The sequence below is a fragment of the Cryobacterium sp. Y29 genome (assembly GCF_002929825.1).
Classification (GTDB): domain Bacteria; phylum Actinomycetota; class Actinomycetes; order Actinomycetales; family Microbacteriaceae; genus Cryobacterium.
The window spans coordinates 91,862-109,375 of record NZ_PJJN01000032.1; the positions used below are offsets into that span (position 1 = coordinate 91,862).

The 17,514-nt window shown below is 64.0% G+C and carries 13 protein-coding genes; 5 read left to right on the forward strand and 8 right to left on the reverse strand.

Translation table 11 applies throughout. The features are described from left to right. Nucleotides 1-8: 8 nt before the first annotated feature. The 3 genes from CXY74_RS08430 to CXY74_RS08440 are packed head-to-tail and all read left to right on the forward strand — an operon-like array spanning nucleotide 9 to nucleotide 3,645. Nucleotides 9-668, forward strand: coding sequence for a hypothetical protein (locus CXY74_RS08430; RefSeq protein WP_104200030.1), 660 nt, complete (start codon nucleotides 9-11; stop codon nucleotides 666-668). Beyond that, nucleotides 665-2,116: a proton-conducting transporter membrane subunit gene (locus tag CXY74_RS08435; protein ID WP_199183176.1), complete on the forward strand. Its 1,452-nt coding sequence runs from the start codon at nucleotides 665-667 to the stop codon at nucleotides 2,114-2,116. The genes CXY74_RS08430 and CXY74_RS08435 overlap by 4 nt, the downstream gene beginning before the upstream one ends. After that, the gene (locus tag CXY74_RS08440; RefSeq protein WP_104200031.1) at nucleotides 2,116-3,645 is read left to right on the forward strand and encodes an NADH-quinone oxidoreductase subunit C; all 1,530 of its coding nucleotides are present in this window, start codon (nucleotides 2,116-2,118) and stop codon (nucleotides 3,643-3,645) included. The genes CXY74_RS08435 and CXY74_RS08440 overlap by 1 nt, the downstream gene beginning before the upstream one ends. Before the next feature lie 73 nt (nucleotides 3,646-3,718). Here the strand turns inward: CXY74_RS08440 and CXY74_RS08445 are convergent, their stop codons facing one another. The 4 genes from CXY74_RS08445 to CXY74_RS08465 all read right to left on the reverse strand — a co-directional run bounded on the left by CXY74_RS08445 (nucleotide 3,719) and on the right by CXY74_RS08465 (nucleotide 8,884). Continuing rightward, nucleotides 3,719-4,072 (reverse strand): hypothetical protein, encoded by a 354-nt coding sequence (locus CXY74_RS08445; RefSeq protein WP_146070097.1) that lies wholly within the window; start codon nucleotides 4,070-4,072, stop codon nucleotides 3,719-3,721. Between the two features lie 1,117 nt (nucleotides 4,073-5,189). Next, entirely contained in the window at nucleotides 5,190-5,525 is a 336-nt protein-coding gene (locus CXY74_RS08455; RefSeq protein ID WP_233193289.1) for a metalloregulator ArsR/SmtB family transcription factor, read from the reverse strand. 60 nt (nucleotides 5,526-5,585) lie between these two features. Beyond that, nucleotides 5,586-6,440, reverse strand: coding sequence for an SGNH/GDSL hydrolase family protein (locus tag CXY74_RS08460; RefSeq protein ID WP_158252334.1), 855 nt, complete (start codon nucleotides 6,438-6,440; stop codon nucleotides 5,586-5,588). Nucleotides 6,441-6,595: 155 nt separating this feature from the next. Then, nucleotides 6,596-8,884 carry a polyribonucleotide nucleotidyltransferase gene (locus CXY74_RS08465; RefSeq protein ID WP_104200035.1) on the reverse strand — a complete coding sequence of 763 codons (2,289 nt, stop codon included), beginning with the start codon at nucleotides 8,882-8,884 and terminating at the stop codon, nucleotides 6,596-6,598. A 182-nt stretch (nucleotides 8,885-9,066) separates the two neighbouring features. Here CXY74_RS08465 and CXY74_RS08470 point away from each other — a divergent pair, with 182 nt between their 5' ends. Beyond that, the gene (locus CXY74_RS08470; RefSeq protein WP_146070098.1) at nucleotides 9,067-10,800 is read left to right on the forward strand and encodes a glycoside hydrolase family 88 protein; all 1,734 of its coding nucleotides are present in this window, start codon (nucleotides 9,067-9,069) and stop codon (nucleotides 10,798-10,800) included. A 152-nt stretch (nucleotides 10,801-10,952) separates the two neighbouring features. On the opposite strand, the gene CXY74_RS08475 is transcribed toward CXY74_RS08470, so the two are convergent. Both CXY74_RS08475 and rpsO read right to left on the reverse strand, forming a co-directional pair. Beyond that, entirely contained in the window at nucleotides 10,953-12,479 is a 1,527-nt protein-coding gene (locus CXY74_RS08475) for an amino acid permease (protein WP_104200037.1), read from the reverse strand. Nucleotides 12,480-12,651: 172 nt separating this feature from the next. Then, nucleotides 12,652-12,921 (reverse strand): 30S ribosomal protein S15, encoded by a 270-nt coding sequence (gene rpsO, locus CXY74_RS08480; RefSeq protein WP_092112143.1) that lies wholly within the window; start codon nucleotides 12,919-12,921, stop codon nucleotides 12,652-12,654. Nucleotides 12,922-13,126: 205 nt separating this feature from the next. On the opposite strand from rpsO, the gene CXY74_RS08485 reads away from it, so the two are divergent. Beyond that, on the forward strand, nucleotides 13,127-13,459 hold the full coding sequence (locus CXY74_RS08485; RefSeq protein ID WP_233193290.1) for an ATP-dependent DNA ligase: 333 nt from the start codon (nucleotides 13,127-13,129) through the stop codon (nucleotides 13,457-13,459). 1 nt (nucleotide 13,460) lies between these two features. On the opposite strand, the gene CXY74_RS08490 is transcribed toward CXY74_RS08485, so the two are convergent. Together CXY74_RS08490 and CXY74_RS08495 are read right to left on the reverse strand one after the other, a co-directional pair. Further along, entirely contained in the window at nucleotides 13,461-16,346 is a 2,886-nt protein-coding gene (locus CXY74_RS08490) for an aminotransferase (protein WP_104200038.1), read from the reverse strand. Between the two features lie 46 nt (nucleotides 16,347-16,392). Next, nucleotides 16,393-17,514, reverse strand: a complete 1,122-nt coding sequence (locus CXY74_RS08495; RefSeq protein WP_104200039.1) for an AI-2E family transporter — start codon at nucleotides 17,512-17,514, stop codon at nucleotides 16,393-16,395.

A 17,514-nucleotide genomic window follows, 5' to 3' on the forward strand; every position in this document is an offset into this window, starting at 1 on the left:
GAGCATCCGTGTTTGAGAACATCTACCCCCAACTGATCGGCCTGTGCGCCGGCGCCCTGCTGCTGACGAGCGCGCTCATGGTTTGGCGACACTCCTTGCTCGCATCGATTCGACTACTCGCCCTGCAAGGCATCGCTCTCGCCGCTCTCGTGGCGGTGATTGGGATCGCCGAGGGCGAGCCTGAGCTGGTGCTCGTGTCGCTCCTCATCCTCTCGGTCAAGGGCATCGGCCTTCCGTGGGTGCTCGCCTACCAATCCAAGGCATCAATAAAACAAATTCAGGAATCGCCCCGGCTCAACCCGACCGCTGCGCTCTTGACGGTCACCCTGTTGACCATCCTCAGCTATATCGTCGTCAGTCGTGTCTTCGGTCTCGGCGACAGCAGCACCGGTCATGCCGCCCCGATCGGCCTCGCCATGGTGCTCATCGGATTTCTGTTGCTGATCAGCCGGCGCCGTGCTCGATCGCAGCTCATCGGTTTTCTCCTGCTCGACAACGGCATCGCCACGATTACGTTTCTCACCAGCGGCGGCGTGCCGATTCTGCTCGAATTCGCGTTCTCCCTCGACGTTTTGCTGGTGGTGCTTATTCTGCATGTATTCGCGAGCCGCATGCGCACCAAGTTCGGCGGCACGGCCGTCGATCAGCTCAGGGAGTTGCACGATTGATATCTTTTATACTGTGGATTCCCCTGGTCGGACCGCTCGCCCTTGCCGGGTTCAGCCTGCTGCCGGGCACCTTCGCGCTCCGCCGTTTCGTCGGCGTCGCCGCGTCGAGCGCTGTCCTGATCGCCGGCCTGCTGCTGGTTAGCGCTGTGCTGAACGGTGCCGTGCCCGAAACCGGCGGCGGCATGCTGCGCGCCGACGCCCTCTCGGCCTACATGATCAGCGTCGTCGGAGCGGTTGGCCTCATTGCAACCTGGGGCGGGCTCAGCAGCGCCGCATCCAGCCGCACGAAAGTTGCTGCCAGCTACGAGGCCCTCATCGCCCTGTTCCTGGCGGCTATGTCCCTCGCCGTTCTCGCCGACAGCATCGGCCTGATGTGGGCCGCCGTCGAGGCGACTACCATCGCCACCGCCTTCCTCGTCGGTCATCACCGAACCGGTCGCTCCCTCGAGGCGGCCTGGAAGTACGTCATCCTCGGTTCGGTCGGCGTGGCCATCGCGCTGTTGGGCATCGGCTTCATCTACGCCGCGTCCGTCGGCACCGACACCCCGACGCTGTCCTGGCTGCTGCTCAGCCAGTCAAACCTCGGCCTCGACCCGGCACTCATCACCGCCGGCGGCGCTCTCGCGGTGCTGGGTTTCGCGACCAAGGCCGGCCTTGCTCCGATGCACAGCTGGCTGCCGGATGCCCACAGCCAGGCGCCGGCGCCGGTCTCCGGCCTCATGTCTGGAGTGCTACTCTCGGTCGCTCTCTACGCCATCCTGCGCATCCAGTCGATCACCAATCTCGTGATCGGCCCGGAGTTTCTGCGCATCATGCTCAGCGTCGGCGGCCTGCTCTCGCTCCTCGTAGCCGCGTCGCTGCTCATCCGCCAACGCGACTACAAGCGGATGCTCGCCTACTCCAGCATCGAACACATGGGTCTCATGGCGATAGGTGTCGCCATCGGACCGGCCGCGCTGCCCTCGGTACTGCTGTACATTCTGGGCCACGGCCTGATCAAGGCGACCCTGTTCGTGATCTCCGGGCGCATCCTCCAAGTCGAGGGCACCCCGGTGATCTCGGACGTACGCGCCCTGCTGGTGCGACGGCCCGGCCTCGCCATACCGTGGCTCATCGCCATGGCCGCCATCGTCGGTTTTCCGCCGTTCAGCATCTTCTTCTCCGAAATCGGCATCATCATGGCCGGCTGGTCGGTGGGCCTCGGCGGCGTCGTCGCAGCCGCCCTCGTACTGCTGCTCGTGATCTTCGCCGCGTTCACCCGACTGACCGTTCAGATGACCATCGGCGCTCCCCCGGATGGTGTTGCGTTCACTCCCGACTACTCGGCCCACGGGCCACGCCTGCCGATCATTCTGGCCCTGGCGACGACGGCCACGGTCGCGTTCGTCGCCGAACCGGTCGGCACTCTTCTGTTGCAGGCCACAGCCGTTCTGGGAGGTACCAACTGATGCGCGATGAGCGAACGCCGCAAGACCTGGCCGCCGATGACCTGGCTGCTGGTGGAACTGAACTGCGATACCTTAACCGTTCCCAACTGCCGAGCGCTGCCAGCGCACTGCTGGATGCCGGTAGCCGGCTGGCGCTCGTCGCCTGCCAGGAGGACGACGACGACTTTCGCATCGTGTATTCCTTCGTCGGAGTCACCCCGTCGCTGCGCGCAGACCTCTCGGTCAGTGTGCCGCAAAACGACGCCTGGATTCCCAGCCTCGCCGAAATATCCTTGTCAGCGGGCAACTTCGAACGCGAAATACGCGACCTGTACGGTATCGTTCCCCGCAACCACCCGCAGCCCCACCGTCTGGTGCGCCACGGCCACTGGCCGCGCGGCTGGTACCCGATGCTGCGCGCCAATGCCGTCGTACCGGAGTTCGAGCCCGACGTTGAGTCGTTTCCGTTCGTGCCGGTGGAAGGCCCCGGCGTCTACGAAATCGCGGTCGGCCCGATCCACGCCGGCATCATCGAGCCCGGTCACTTTCGGTTCTCGGTCGTGGGTGAAACCATCGTGCGTATGGAAGCCCGCCAGTGGTACCTGCATCGCGGTGTCGAGAAAGTGTTCGAGGGCAAGACCGCTGCCGAGGGCGTGCTTTTGGCCGAACAGATCAGCGGTGACACCGCCGTCGGTCACTCCCTCGCTTTTGTCATGGCTGTCGAGCAGGCAGGCGGTATCGAGGTCTCGGAGCCGGACCGGCTACTGCGTGCCCTGCTACTGGAGCTCGAACGCCTCTACAACCATGTGACCGACCTCGGCTCGCTCGCCAACGACGTGGGCTTCGGCATCATCGACGCGCACGCGCAGGGCCTGCGTGAGCAACTGATGCGCATCAACAAGTCGGTCACCGGGCATCGTCTGCTGCGCGGCGCTCTCAGCGTCGGCGGCACGCGCGTGACCGCTCTCCCCGCTGCCGCCGAGCTCGCCCAAGTGAGCGCGGCCGTGGCCGAACTGGTCGGCATCACTCTCGGCCATGCCATCGTGCGTGGTCGCTTCACCGGAACAGCCCGGTTGTCCCGGGCACAGGCCCTCACGATTGGAACGCTCGGCTACGTCGCTCGCGCGTCGGGTATCGCTTCCGATGCGCGCTTGGAGCATCCGTTCGTCAACCTCGGCGAAGTCTTCCACGTCGTCACCGAGGAGGGTGGCGATGTCCTCGCGCGGTACAACGTGCGCGCCCGTGAGGTGGAGGTCTCCACCGCCCTCGCCGTGGATCTGCTGCGGCGATTGCACGGCCACACCGGAACAACGTCGATCGTGAATCCGACGTCGGCCGGCACCGGGATGGGCCTGATCGAGGCGTGGCGCGGAACCGCCACCCATCGGGTCGAACTCGCCGCAAACGGCACTCTCGCCCGGGTGAAAATCGTCGACCCGTCGTTCTTCAACTGGCCCGCCGTACCGGACGCCCTGTCGGAGACGATCGTTCCTGACTTTCCGCTGGCCAACAAGAGCTTCAACCTCTCCTACGCCGGAAACGACCTGTAGGCCGGCCCTACGTGATGCTCCTCTAGTTGTCAATTGGTGTTTTGGGTTTCTTTTTGCTCATGGAGCCAGTCCCTCAGAGTAAGCCCGGCCCCAACAGGATGATCGCCACGAGAAGTGTCGCGAGGGCCGCCATTATCGCGATTATCCGCTGACCCGATTGCAGGAGGAAGAAACAGGCTGCGGCCGGTACCAGGATTCCTGCTACAGCTCCGATGACAAAAAGGGCGATGTAGTCCGCTCGCGGATAATCCGGATCACTGGATGACCCAAAGTCGATGAACTCCAGCCGAATGGACACAAGACATCCGATGGTGACCAAGATGCCCACCACAGTGACAATGACGCAGGCGACCACGACCACAGTCGCTATCAAGGGCGACCGCGGCTTCTTGTCGGCAGAAGTCACCGTTTGGTTATCGAGTCGCATGCAGAAATCGGACGTCCACCGCTGAGCTTCCCCGTCATACACAACTGGGTAGCGCCACGCATCAGACCTAGATCACTCGACTTCACATGTATTACTTGATCGAGGAGGCCATCGCCATTGACGTCTTCTTCACGCGCACTAGTCTCCCTCGCCGGGGCACCGCTTGGGCCCAGCCGAAGCGTCGACGGAGCCACATCCGTTGCGTCAAAAGTGGCGGACGACAGCAAAGCGACCGGGGTGATCGTCCTCTCAGAACTGGTCAGAGGCACAGTGATGCTGGAGCCCTGCAGAGCCGGATCTGTATCGGCGGTCGAAATGTACCAGTCATAACTGACGATGCTCCCATCGGCGTCCGTCGACGCAGAAGCGTCAAGAATGAGGGTGTCACCCTCGACTTTGGGATTAATGATGGCCGTCGGCACCAGGTTCGGCAGGCACAGCTTCCACACGGAAGCTCCCGGAACCAACGGGCACAACGGGCACAACGCTGATGCTCGTTGCGACACTCACAAAAAGTCGCCATCGACTAATATTCATGTCTATCCCCTTCCACCGACATGGGTAAGCGCATCATCTTCACTTACCGCGAACCATTGGGAGGGTAACGGCTCTGAGAACTCGGCGACAAGCGTTCCGGCCCAATTGGGGGCATCGCAGGAGCAAGAGGGTATTGGGGCCATCAACGCGTTCGGCGGCGTGAAGCAGTCCTGCTCCGGTCGTGAGATGCGTCCGATCGGTTCGCCAACAGCTTCACGCTCCTGCGACTTTAGTCGAGACATGCTCCCGCTGACCCATGTTCCAGATGGAGGGATCGAGCAACAAACCATCAGCCGGTCCTCTGCTCGTCTATAGCCCGGGCGCTGAGTGTCACCTCGCACATTCGCAGTCCCTCGTCGGGGACGCGACACCCAAGAAGCCATGGACGCGACGGCTAGACTTGATCTGTCTCAGGCTCACGAGTTTGGGTCAACTGGCCGAGGGTGCCGAGGGCGTGCTTGGCGGCAAGGAACGTCTGCGCGTCGACGGTCCTAGACTGCAATTCGATCTGCAACGTCGTTGGCCGCCATACAGGGCTCCAGTTCGGGCCCGCGTGAGGGGGCTGGACCGCGGCGACGCGCTATTCCGTTTCGAGGTGGCGGAGCAGAGCGTGCGAGTCCGCCAGGTTGGCCAGCACCATGCGCTTGGCCGCAGCCAGCAACTCAATCGCACTCGCATCTTTCAGGGCATAGAAAATGGAGTTTCCCTCGCGGCGCGTTGCGACCACGCCGGCACGACGCAAAACGCCGAGCTGCTGCGACAGGTTGGATAGCTCGCAACCGAGCGTCTCGGCTAGACTACCCACTGAGCGTTCACCGGCAACGAGCTGTTCCAGAACCTGCACGCGCAATGGATGTCCCAGCGACTTGAACAAGTCGGACTTTAATTGGGCGACGGTTAGACCAGAACTCAGCACGATCTGAGTATATCGCTACCTTGTGATTCTTTCAACTAGATTGTGAGTCGTGCGTCGTGCCTAGCGGCGCAGCAGCCCATCGTTGACGAGGGCACGCGCGTAGCCGAGACTGTTACCGAACGCGTTGGGGTGAAAATTGGCCGGCGCAAACAGGTTCAGCGCGTCGAACGCAAAATACGGCACGCGTGACCCGATGCCGTGCCCGGCGAATTCCTGCGACGCATCGACAAAGCGGATACGGGCCGTGCCCGTTGCTCCGACGGAGCCCTTGATAACGAGGTTCAGCGCGTCGGTTGCACCATTGAGTACGTCACCCAGCGTGGAGAATCCCGGCTTGAACTGCCGCGGATAGCTCAAAACCGCGATCTTCGCCTGCGGCAACGTCGCCGCCACGAGCCCGTAAGTCTCCACGAGCTTGGGAGCCAGAAGGCGCAGCTGAGTCACGCTATGGCTGATGGCGCCAGCACAGACCGGGCTGGCGGGGTCGGGGGCGCACGCAGCCAAGACCACGTTGGAGCCGGCGTCGATGCCGCCAACGGTCAATGTGACCAGCGCGGTCCTGGCGCTGACCCCGAGGAGCTGGCCGGGGACATCCGTGGTAGCGGCACCGGAACAGGCGTTGTTTGACGAAAGCTTGTAGGAGCTGACCAGGGCGGAGAAAATCGGGTAACTGGCCCGTTTGGAGCGCAGACACGCAGTACCGTCGAAAACGTACGGCGGGGCACCCTGGCCGGAAGTGAACGAGTCGCCGAGGGCGACGTATCCGACAGCGGATGCGGAAGCCGGGCCTGAGCGAGCGGTGTCGTTCTGCGCGACTGCCGGAGCACTTACTGCGCCAGCCAGCAGGGCAGAAGTGACCAGGGCGACCGCGCCAATGCGTGGCAGGAATCCTGAAACTAACCGTGTATTTGTCATGCTGCGAACGTAGTCCCGGAGATCAGGCACGACAAGGCATGCACACGCTGCCATTCGGGCAACGGACGCGAAAAGGCCCGCACTGCGAGCAGTGCGGGCCTTCCGTCAACCCGACCGACCTGGCGAGAGGTGATCGGGAGATCTATTGGGGCAGCTTAGACCTCGGTCGACGCGTCTGCGCTGTCGGAAGCCGCGGCGCGACCTTCGGTGTCAGCAGCCTCGTCGAGTACCGGAGCGAGCGACAGCTTGCCACGGTCATCGATCTTCGTGATTTCCACGAGAACCTTCTGGCCGACGCCGAGCACGTCTTCGACGTTCTCGACGCGCTTGCCACCTGCAAGCTTACGCACCTCAGAGATGTGCAGCAGACCATCCTTGCCCGGGAGCAGCGAGACGAAGGCACCGAACGCGGCAATCTTGACGACGGTTCCGAGGAACTGCTCGCCGACCTCGGGGTTGGTCGGGTTTGCGATCGCGTTGACCTGGGCCCGTGCGGCTTCGGCCGACGGTCCGTCGACGGCGCCGATGTACACGGTGCCGTCTTCCTCGATCGAGATGTCGGCACCGGTGGTGTCCTGGATCGAGTTGATGGTCTTGCCCTTCGGGCCGATCAGCTCGCCGATCTTGTCGACGGGGATCTGCACGCTGATGACGCGGGGCGCGGTGGGCGCCATCTCGTCGGGAGCGTCGATCGCCGCGTTGAGCACGGAGAGGATCGTGGTGCGGGCGTCTTTCGCCTGGGTCAGCGCGCCAGCCAGGACCGAGGCGGGGATGCCGTCGAGCTTGGTGTCGAGCTGAATCGCGGTGATGAATTCGCTCGTGCCGGCCACCTTGAAGTCCATGTCGCCGAGGGCGTCTTCGGCGCCGAGGATGTCGGTGAGGGCCGCGTAGCGGGTCTGGCCGTCGACGGTGTCGCTGATCAGGCCCATGGCGATTCCGGCGACCGGGGCGCGCAGCGGCACTCCGGCGTTCAGCAGCGACAGGGTGGAGGCGCAGACGGAACCCATCGAGGTGGATCCGTTGGAGCTGAGCGCCTCGGAGACCTGACGGATGGCGTACGGGAACTCCTCACGCGTCGGCAGCACGGGAACCAGGGCGCGCTCAGCGAGCGCTCCGTGGCCGATTTCGCGGCGCTTCGGCGTTCCGACGCGACCGGTTTCACCGGTCGAGTAGGGCGGGAAGTTGTAGTTGTGCATGTAGCGCTTTTTGGTGACCGGGTTCAGCGAGTCGATCGACTGCTCGAGCTTGAGCATGTTCAGGGTGGTGACGCCCAGAATCTGGGTTTCGCCGCGCTGGAAGATGGCCGAGCCGTGAACGCGCGGGATGACCGCAACCTCGGCGTCGAGCGGACGGATGTCGGCCAGCCCGCGACCGTCGATACGGATGCCTTCGTCGAGCACTCGGGAGCGCACGACGAGCTTGGTGACCGACTTGTATGCCGCGTTGACCTGGTTGTTGGCGCTCGCGTCGAGCTCACCGGCGTCGACCTTGGCCGCGATGGCGGTCTTGACGGATGCCTTGAGCGCGTCGTCCGCGTTCTGACGTTCGACCTTGTCGGCGATCGTGTAGACCGTCTTCAGCTGGTCGTAGGACAGGGCGGCGACAGCGTCGTAGGTCACCGGCTGGTACGGAGGGAACAGGGCGAAGTCGGCGGTCGGCTTGGCGGCCGCGTCGGCTACCTGCTGCTGCGCGAAAACGAGCTGCTTGATGAACGGCTTCGAGGCCTCGATGCCCTGGGCCACAACGGCTTCGTTCGGCGCAATGGCGCCACCCTTGATCAGGTTCCAGGCGGCGTCGGTGGCTTCGGCCTCGATCATCATGATCGCGACGTCCTGCGTGCCGGCGGCATCCGTGACAACGCGGCCGGCGACGACCATGCTGAACACAGCGTCGTCCAGCTGCGAGTGCTTCGGGAAGGCGACCCACTGGCCGCCACCGTTCTCGTCGGGGATGAGGGCGACGCGAACGCCACCGATCGGTCCGGAGAACGGAAGCCCGGCAAGCTGGGTCGACATCGAGGCCGCGTTGATGGCGAGCACGTCGTAGAGTTCGTCGGGCTCGATGGCCAGGACGGTGATGACAACCTGGATCTCGTTGCGGAGACCGTCGACGAACGACGGGCGCAGGGGCCGGTCGATCAAGCGGCAGGTGAGGATCGCGTCGGTCGAGGGACGACCTTCGCGACGGAAGAAGCTGCCCGGAATGCGACCGGCAGCGTACATGCGCTCTTCGACGTCAATGGTGAGCGGGAAGAAGTCGAAGTTGTCCTTCGGCTGCTTGCTGACGCTCGTGGCGGAGAGCAACATTGTCTCTTCGTCAATGTACGCGGCGGCAGACCCCTGCGCCTGCTGGGCGAGACGCCCGGTTTCAAAACGGATGGTGCGCTTGCCGTACTTGCCGTTATCGATAACGGTCTCGGCGAACGTGATTTCTGGACCCTCCATGTGGGGGTTTTCTCCTTTAAGTTTGCTTCTCGCCATTCTGGCGACGAAGGCTCGCGTGCCCGTATGACAGGCGAGTTGGACGAGTCGATTCCATAAAATCGGCCCCGTTCAGCGTAACAGACCCGCTCGAAGCCACCGGCGTCCGCATTGCCAGAGTGGCGGTCCGCGAGTATTTTGTCACCATGAAAACCGTCCTCGCCTTGCTCATGACTGTTATCGTCGTTGTCCTGCCGACCGCGCAGACCTCGCAGTCCGCGCAGGCCGCTACCGCAGCACTGCCCTCTCGTTCGTCGATCGTGCAGGCCGCGCGGTCCGCAACGGACTATTTCTATGCGCACAATGGCGGAGCGAGCTCCGACGCCGGCTGGAAATGGGCCCCCTATTTCATGGGGGTAGAGGCCCTCGTTCAGGAAACCAACGATCCGATCTACCGGCAGTGGCTGCAGTCCTGGGGCACACGAAACAACTGGACCGCCAACGCACCGTCAAGCCCCACATCGAACCCCGACAGCCGTGCGGCCATCCAGGTCTGGCAGGACTCCGCCAATGTCGGGGTGAATGCAAACCTTGCGTCATCAGACAAGTTCATGGCCGAGGACCTCAGCCTCGCTCCCAATCGGTATTGGTGGATCGACTCGATGTTCATGGGCCTACCCCTGTGGCCGCGCTGGGCTACCCGAACCGGCACGTCCACTTATCAAGCAAAGCATTCGCAGTTCTACAATTTTCTCAAGAACGACGGCACGACGCCGGTGCGGCCCGGCTGCACCGCCGACGGGCTGTTTGATGTTAGCGAACAGCTGTGGTGGCGGGATTGCAAGTACGTCGGACAGCGAGATTCGCTCGGCCACAAGGTCATGTGGGCGCGAGGTAACGGCTGGGTGATCGGGGCGATGACGCGCACGCTGATGGTATTGCCGCCGGCAGACCCGCAGTACACCGAGTACAAAACCATGCTCCAGACGATGGCCGCCCGGCTGGCCCAGCTCCAGGGATCTGACGGGATGTGGCGCAGCAGCCTGCTCAGCCCGTCACTCTTTCCAGCGCCCGAAACCAGCGCTACGGCGCTCTTCGTCTACGCGATGGCGTACGGCGTCCGCACCGGACTGCTCGACTCGGCGACCTACCTTCCGGTCATCACGCGCGCTTGGGCCGGACTCAGCACGCTTTCGCTGAAAAGTTCGGGCTTCTTGTCAAACTGCCAAGGCGTTGGGGAGGCCCCGGCGAAACCCAGCACGACAACGTCCATTGCCTACTGCGTTGGCGCGTTCACATTGGCCGCGTCCGAGGTCGCCCGACTTAGCGGCGTCCTGGCCTCCGACACCTTCGGTCGAACCGTCACCGGCGCCCTGGGAACAGCCGAGCTGGGAGGTTCGTGGACCGCAGCCACCGGCTTCTCCGTGGCACGCGGAGTTGCGCGGCTGACCACGACGCCGGGAACCACCCGGGGTACTTACCTGAATGGAGTGTCCAGTCAAGACACCGAGGTGCGCACGAGCCTCAACCTCGTGCGACCGACTACCGGGTCCGCGTATATCGCGGTCATCGGTCGGCGTATTGGCAGCGCGTCCTACGGAGCCAGGGTCGTCGTGGCGCCGAGCGGAAGCGTCAAGCTGCAGATTCGGCGCACGAATTCGACCGTGGTGGATCTGATCGTTCCCGGGCTCACCTACGCACCCGGAAATCGACTGCAACTTCGATTGCAGGTCACGGGGGCCTCGCCCACGGCGATTCGAGCCAAGGTATGGAAGATTGGCACGGCCGAACCCAGCACCTGGCAGGTCAGCAAGAGCGACTCGACGGCCGGCCTGCAATCGGTTGGTTCCATCGGTCTGGTGCTGTACTCCGGCAGTAACGCCGTTCCGTCGCCCCTCGTCGTGTCGGTCGAGGAGCTCTGGGCCGGCTCCACCCGATAGCCGAGGTTCGCGTGATCGCCCGGATCACTCCGGAACCGTTGCCCCGATCTGCCCGGTCAACGCCGATCTGCCCGGTCAACGCCGATCTGCCCGGTCAACGCCGATCTGCCCGCCAGCTCGCGCTCGAGCGGAGAACTTGGGAGCAATGATCGTCAGTCGACGCGTGTCGCCTCGCCTGCATTGACCCTGGCTGCTTCGGCGGCAGCGGCACGCTGCTTGATGCCGAGTACGGAGTGTCGGCGTCCATAGGCAAAGTAGACGATGAAGCCCACGACCAGCCAGACCGCGAAGCGCACCCAGGTGAGGGTCGTGAGGTTCAGCATTAGCCAGATGCACAGCACAGCCGAGAGAATCGGCAGCACCGGGGAGAACGGCACCTTGAAAGCGCGCGGCAGGTCGGGGCGTTTCTTACGCAGCACAACCACGGCGATGCTGACGAGTACGAACGCCGACAGGGTGCCGATGTTGATCATTTCTTCGAGCACCCCAACGTCGGTGAGGCCGGCAAGCAATGCGACGGCGGCACCGGAGATGATCTGGATCCGTGCCGGAGTACGGCGCTTCTCGGTCGTGACGCTCAGCCAGCGCGGTAGCAGGCCGTCGCGACTCATCGCGAACAGCACGCGGGAGAGGCCGAGCAGCAGCACCATGATGACCGTCGTGAGACCGACCAGGATTCCGATCGAAATGATCTGGGCAGCCCAGCCGGCGCCGACAGCGACGAAAGCGGTGGCGAGTGACGCGTTCGGATCGTCGGCAAGCACCGTGTACGGCACCATCCCGGTCAGTACCAGGCTCACGCCGAGGTAGAGCACCGTGACGATGGCCAGTCCGGCGAAGATGCCTCTCGGCAGGGTCTTCTGCGGATTCTTGACCTCTTCGGCGCTCGTAGCGACGACGTCGAAACCGATGAACGCGAAGAACACCAGGGATGCGCCGGCGAGTAGGCCGAACAGGCCGTACTGTGCGGGGGCCGCACCGGTCATGAAGGAGAACAGCGACTGCATCCAGACGTCACCGTCTCCGCCCTCAGTGGGCACCTCGGCGGGGATGAACGGGGTGTAGTTCTTCGGGCTGATGAAGAAGGCTCCGACGATGATGACGAAGACGACGATGGCGACCTTGATGATCGTGAAGACGCTGGCCACGCGGGCGGAGAGCTGAGTGCCCAGCACGAGTAGAGCGGTGAAGATGGCGACGATGACGAAGGCGCCCCAGCTCACGTCCAGGCCAAGCACCGTGATGGTGGCGGGAACGTTCCAGCCGGCCAGATCGAAGACTGTGCTGAGGTAGATGCCCCAGTATTTGGCGATCACGGCGGCAGCGGTGAGCATCTCGAGGATAAGGTCCCAGCCGATGATCCAGGCCAACAGCTCGCCGAGGGTGGCGTAGGTGAAGGTGTAGGCGGAGCCGGCGACCGGCACAGCGGAGGCGAACTCGGCATAACACATGATGGCGAGGGCGCAGGTGACGGCAGCTAGCAGAAAAGCAAGCGTGACCGACGGTCCGGCATAACTGCCGGCGGCCTTGGCCCCTACCGAGAAGATCCCCGCACCGACAGCCACGGCGACACCCATGATCATGAGGTCCCAGGTACCGAGGGTGCGTTTAAGGCTGTGGCCCTTCTCCAGCGAGTCTGCTATCGAATCTTCAATACTCTTGGTGCGCCAGAGACTCATGCGTGGTGGTGTCCGTTCGTTATTGCCAACCCCTTATGCTAGCAACCCCGTTCTCACCTGTTCAGTACCTGCCCCGAGATGACTCGGTACGCACAACGGGCCGCCACCAAAAAAGGTGACGGCCCGTTGTGAAGAAGTTCGCGTTATCAACGCTGCCTTCGCTACGAATAAATTAGCGACGCAGGCCGAGGCTGCCGATCAGTGTGCGGTATCGAGTGATGTCGATGTCCGACAGGTAACCGAGCAGACGGCGACGCTGACCAACCATGAGAAGCAGGCCACGACGTGAGTGGTGGTCATGCTTGTGCTCTTTCAGGTGCTCCGTGAGGTCGAGGATGCGCTGCGTGAGCATTGCAATCTGAACTTCCGGGGACCCGGTGTCGCCTGGGTGGGTAGCGTACTTTTCGATGATCGCCTTCTTAGCATCTGGTTCGAGTGCCATAAAGTGGGATCCCCTTTCTCTCACTGCGCGGTGCCCTTGGCCAAATGCCTGAGCTCTCTTTATCCGCGGCCGTTGAACGGCAACCTTCATACTTTAGCAGAGTGGATGACCACCGCGGTCACTCGGTGGAAATTGGCGGAGACGAACCGGTCTGTCCTCACCCCGGCTACCGCTACAGTGGTGGAACAATCGAGGAGGTGCACGTTTGGGTACATTGCTTTACGGCAATCCGGGCATCGTGATCACCTTCGATGATCGCGCCCTGATGCACTTGCAGATCGTGATCAGCACCAAGCTGCGTCGACGCGAAAGTTTCGTCTTCACCTGGACCGATTCTGTCGGCGAGGGCAGCGGCCGCAGTGCCATCTGGCTCGACCCGACGAGCACGCTCTACTACCGGTATTTCGGTAGCCGAACCCCGTCTATCAATCGTGACTGGATCGAAGCGCTCATGCTTTCGGCCAATAGCGCCGGCGGCCTGGTCTTCATCGTCGAACCCGAGCCGAGCGCGCTCCCCTCCGCGAAGACGCGTCGCTAACTCACCCGGTGAGCTCGCCGAGCACCTCGTCGAGAGCGTGCAGAAAATGGTCGGCGCTGGCGACAGTGAGGCAGAGCGGCGGCTTGATCTTGAGTACGTTTTTGAAGTCGCCGGTGGGCTGCACGATGATGCCGCGCAGAAGCAGTTCGTCACAGAGTCGGGCAGCCGCCGCGGTTGCCGGAGTGAACTTCGCCCGGTCGCTGACCAGTTCGACGCCGAGATAGAGCCCCAAACCGTAGACCGCACCGATCAGGTCGAACCGTTCGCCGAGCCGTTCAAGCCCCTGCTTGAGGTGCCGCCCGACGGCGTCGGCATTGCCTTGCAGGCCCTCGTCACGCATGATGTCGAGCACCGTCAGGCCGATGCGGCAGCTAAGCGGACTGCCACCGGCCGAGGAGAAGAACGGTCCATCGTCGGCAAATCGTTCGGCCACGTCGCGGCGAGTGATCACCGCGCCAAGCGGATGCCCGTTGCCCATCGCCTTGGCGATCGTGATGATGTCGGGAACCACGTTCTGCTGCTCTGCACCCCAGAAGTGCCGGCCGAGGCGCCCGTAGCTCACCTGCACCTCGTCAGCGATGCAGAGCCCACCGCGGGCGCGCACCCTGTCGTAGGCGCCGGTCAGGTAACCGTCGGGCAGCAGCACGCCGCCGGCATTGCCGAACACCGGTTCGGCGATGAAAGCGGCGACCGTGCGCCCGTCGTCCTCGAGAGCGTGCAGGTCGCCATCGAAATCATTGAGGTATTGCGGCGCAGAATCCATGCCCCGGTATTTGCCGCGCACGGCGTTCGGAGCCTCGACCAGGTGCACCCAGTCCGGCCGGGTATCAAGCGCTCGTGGGTTGTCGGCGACCGAGGAGGAGACGGCATCCGCTGCCATCGACCAGCCGTGATAGGCCTCCCGCACGGACAGGATGGTGTCATGGCCGGTGTAGCTGAACGCAAGGCGCACGGCGAGGTCGACGGCTTCGGTGCCGCTATTGACCAGAAAGACCGTGTCGAGCGGGTCGGGCGCGAGTTCGGCGAGGCGTTCGGTGAACCGCACGAGCTCTTCGTAGTGAAAACGGGAATTGGTGTTCAGCAGCGACCATTGGCTGCGGGCGGCCTCGGCAATGCGCGGATGTCCGTGTCCGACGGTGGTGACGTTGTTGACCATATCGACGTAGCTCTGCCCGTAGGTATCGATCAAGTGGTGTTTCCAGCCGCGTTCGATCTGCGGCGGGGACTCGTAGTAGTGCTCCTGCACGCGGGCGAACGACGCATCACGACGCTGCAGCAGGGCGGCCGGATCGACGAGAGGGCGGGCAGTGTCGAGCCCGATCAGGGCGGAGGGGTCGGGGCAGACCCGCTGCCACAGCATCGCACCAGAGGGCGCCACGAAAAACGGGGGGCGGATGCCGCGCAGTCGGCTGGTCTGTACGGTCAGACGTGCAGTCGCCGTGCCGAGAGCGGTACCGGCCCGCAGGAACTGGCCGTCGGCGGCAGCCAGGTGAACCCCGGTCAGCCACAGGTCGAAGTGGTCCCCCTCGAGCCGCACCGTGTCGGCATTGATCCCCATCACGGTACCGTCCATCGGCGCCGTGATCACGGTCCCGGTGGGCAGGTACAGCTCCACGCCGAGGGCCAGGGTGAGCGATTCCTCGGCCGTATCGATTTCGGTCTGCGACAGGCGGTACTCGCCGTAGCGGGTGACGGCGTGGCCGAGGCGGGCGGCGACATCCGCTGCCACCCGTTCGTCAATGCCGAGCTTCTGCCAGCTGCCGGCGTCGAACGCGGCGCTCGTGACCGACAGGTCAAGAAGGGCTGCTGGGTCGAGCGGGCCGGCCAGAGGGTGCTCGGTGGAGACGATGGGCGTCTTCTCACCGGTCGCGGCGAAGCGGATCAGTGCTTCGAGTTCGGCACTGTCCTGGTCTGCCGCCGTGTCGAAGGCGAGCCACTCGCGGGCACGGTTGCCGTCGGCGTAGTCGTTATCACCGTCGAGGTGCACTTGCTGTTCCCCGCTCACGACGAGCACCGCCGTACGCAGCACGATCAGCGGCCAGAGGGCGGTGAGTTCGGCGTCGGTGAGCGGCACCTGCGCGGCGAAGGCCTCGATCGTGTCGAGGACGGCGAGCGGATTCCGGGGGCTGCGGTAGAGCACGCAGGCGCAGGTCGCAGCGAGCTCGGCGATGAGCCAGCCCTGGGCCACATCGCCGAAGTCGATCACTCCGGTGATCGTCTCGGTCGAGTCAGCACGACTCACCACGTTGTCGTCGGTCAAGTCACCGTGGATCGTCTGCACCCGCAGGTCGGACGCGACGCGGTCGAGTCGCTGCCGGGCGGCGTCGGTGACGATCCGCAGCCGCTCCCGGCGCGCCTCGTCGTCGAGGTACAGCAGTAGGGCGTCGATGACTTCGCCGCCTCGTCGCAGGTCCCACTGCAGAAAACGATCAGTTCCCGGGTGCTCGAAATCGACGAGGCCAAGAACAATGCGCCCGGCCACATTTCCGAGCGCGCGAATCTGTTCGACCGACAGGCGCGCGGCGTCGGTCAGCGGATCCCCCTCAACGTATGTCAGCAGGCGCAGGTCGAGGTTCTGCCCGTCGATCGTGACGTGCTGTATCTGCGCACCGTCGATCCCGGCGATCGCCGCCGGCAGGTCGAGGCCCCGGTTGCGCAGGTGCGCCAGCGCAGCGTTCTGGGCCTCCAACTCCACAGCGGCGATGGCCGGGTTGGAGACCTTCAGCACGAGCGAGCCGGCAGCCGTTTCAAATCGAAAGTTACGGTCCTGGTTACTGCCGAGCTCGATGCCGGTGCCGGTGACGCCGAACCGGTCTCTGGCGAACTCGGACGCCTGCTCCCGGGTCAGCTGCGGGCGCGGCAGGTGAAATGGGCTCTGCTCGGTCATGGTCCTCCAATCACTCGGGTAGCAGCGGTGGCGCGAGCAGATCGGTTCAGCGCTTGCGAACGCGACGCTTCGACGGGCTCCCCGCGGCAGTCGGACGCGGCGCATCCGCTGTGTTCCAGGCTTTGGCGATGGCCCAGGCGACGGCCGCGATCGGTACCGAGAGTACGGCACCGACGATACCGCCAAGGATGGTTCCGGCGGTCAGCCCGACCAGGATGACGAGCGGATGCAGCTTCAGCGACTGCGCCATGACGACGGGCTGCAGAAAGTTGCCCTCGAGTTGGTTGACCGCGATCACGATGATGATGACGATGAGGGCGACGCCCGGCCCACTCGCGACGAGGGCGACCAAGGCTGCGAGCACGCCGGCCGCGGTCGCGCCGATTAGCGGAATAAACGCACCGAGGAAAACGATGACCGAGAGTGGAAGGGCGAGCGGCACCTGCAAGATTGCGAGGCCGATGCCGATCGCGGTGGCGTCGACGGCTGCGACGATCGCCGTGCCGCGCACGTAACCGCCGAGTACCCGCAGTGAGGTGTGGCCGATGCGGCGTCCGCGGGCGAGGCGCTCGCCCTTGAACGGCGTCAGGAAGAAGTTCCAGATCTGGCCGCCGTCTTTGAGAAAGAAGAACAATATGACTATGAGCAGCACGGTTCCGGTGATCAGTTCGAAGACAGCGGATGCCCCGGCAAGTGCCCCGGTTCCGAACTGGCTGCTGGTGAGAAAATCGACGATTGCCGTGCGGGCGTCGTCGATCTGCTTTTCGTCGACCTGGATCGGCCCGTCGATGAGGAACTGCTGAAGGCGGTCGATACCCTCGGACGCCGAGGAGAACAGCTCGTTCCACTGGTCGCGCACCGCGAGGACGATGAGCGTGATGATGCCACCGAACACGACGATGCCGCCGAGCAGGGTGATCCAGGTGGCCAGGATGGCGGCGACGCCCCGCTTCCGTAGGCCGTTGATCACCGGGCTCAACGCTGAGGCGAGGATGATCGCTATCAGCACCGGGATGACGACGAGCTTGAGTTGCACCAAGCCGAAGATGATCACGGAGGCCAGCAGGATGACGAGCAGAATCTGGCCGCTGCGCAATCCGAGCCAGCCGAGCCGATCGGTCAGCGGGGTGCGAGGAACCAGGGGGGTGAGGTCGTCGTGTGCGCGCAT

Excerpts from the sequence above, each read along its gene's own strand:
- rpsO (WP_092112143.1), bottom strand. The coding sequence starts at position 12,921 with ATGGCACTCGAACCAGATGCTAAGAAGGCGATCATCGAAAAGTACGCT.
- CXY74_RS08465 (WP_104200035.1), bottom strand. The coding sequence starts at position 8,884 with ATGGAGGGTCCAGAAATCACGTTCGCCGAGACCGTTATCGATAACGGC.
- CXY74_RS08495 (WP_104200039.1), bottom strand. The coding sequence starts at position 17,514 with ATGCGCGCACACGACGACCTCACCCCCCTGGTTCCTCGCACCCCGCTG.
- CXY74_RS08475 (WP_104200037.1), bottom strand. The coding sequence starts at position 12,479 with ATGAGTCTCTGGCGCACCAAGAGTATTGAAGATTCGATAGCAGACTCG.
- CXY74_RS08490 (WP_104200038.1), bottom strand. The coding sequence starts at position 16,346 with ATGACCGAGCAGAGCCCATTTCACCTGCCGCGCCCGCAGCTGACCCGG.
- CXY74_RS08460 (WP_158252334.1), bottom strand. The coding sequence starts at position 6,440 with ATGACAAATACACGGTTAGTTTCAGGATTCCTGCCACGCATTGGCGCG.
- CXY74_RS08470 (WP_146070098.1), top strand. The coding sequence starts at position 9,067 with ATGAAAACCGTCCTCGCCTTGCTCATGACTGTTATCGTCGTTGTCCTG.
- CXY74_RS08440 (WP_104200031.1), top strand. The coding sequence starts at position 2,116 with ATGCGCGATGAGCGAACGCCGCAAGACCTGGCCGCCGATGACCTGGCT.
- CXY74_RS08445 (WP_146070097.1), bottom strand. The coding sequence starts at position 4,072 with ATGCGACTCGATAACCAAACGGTGACTTCTGCCGACAAGAAGCCGCGG.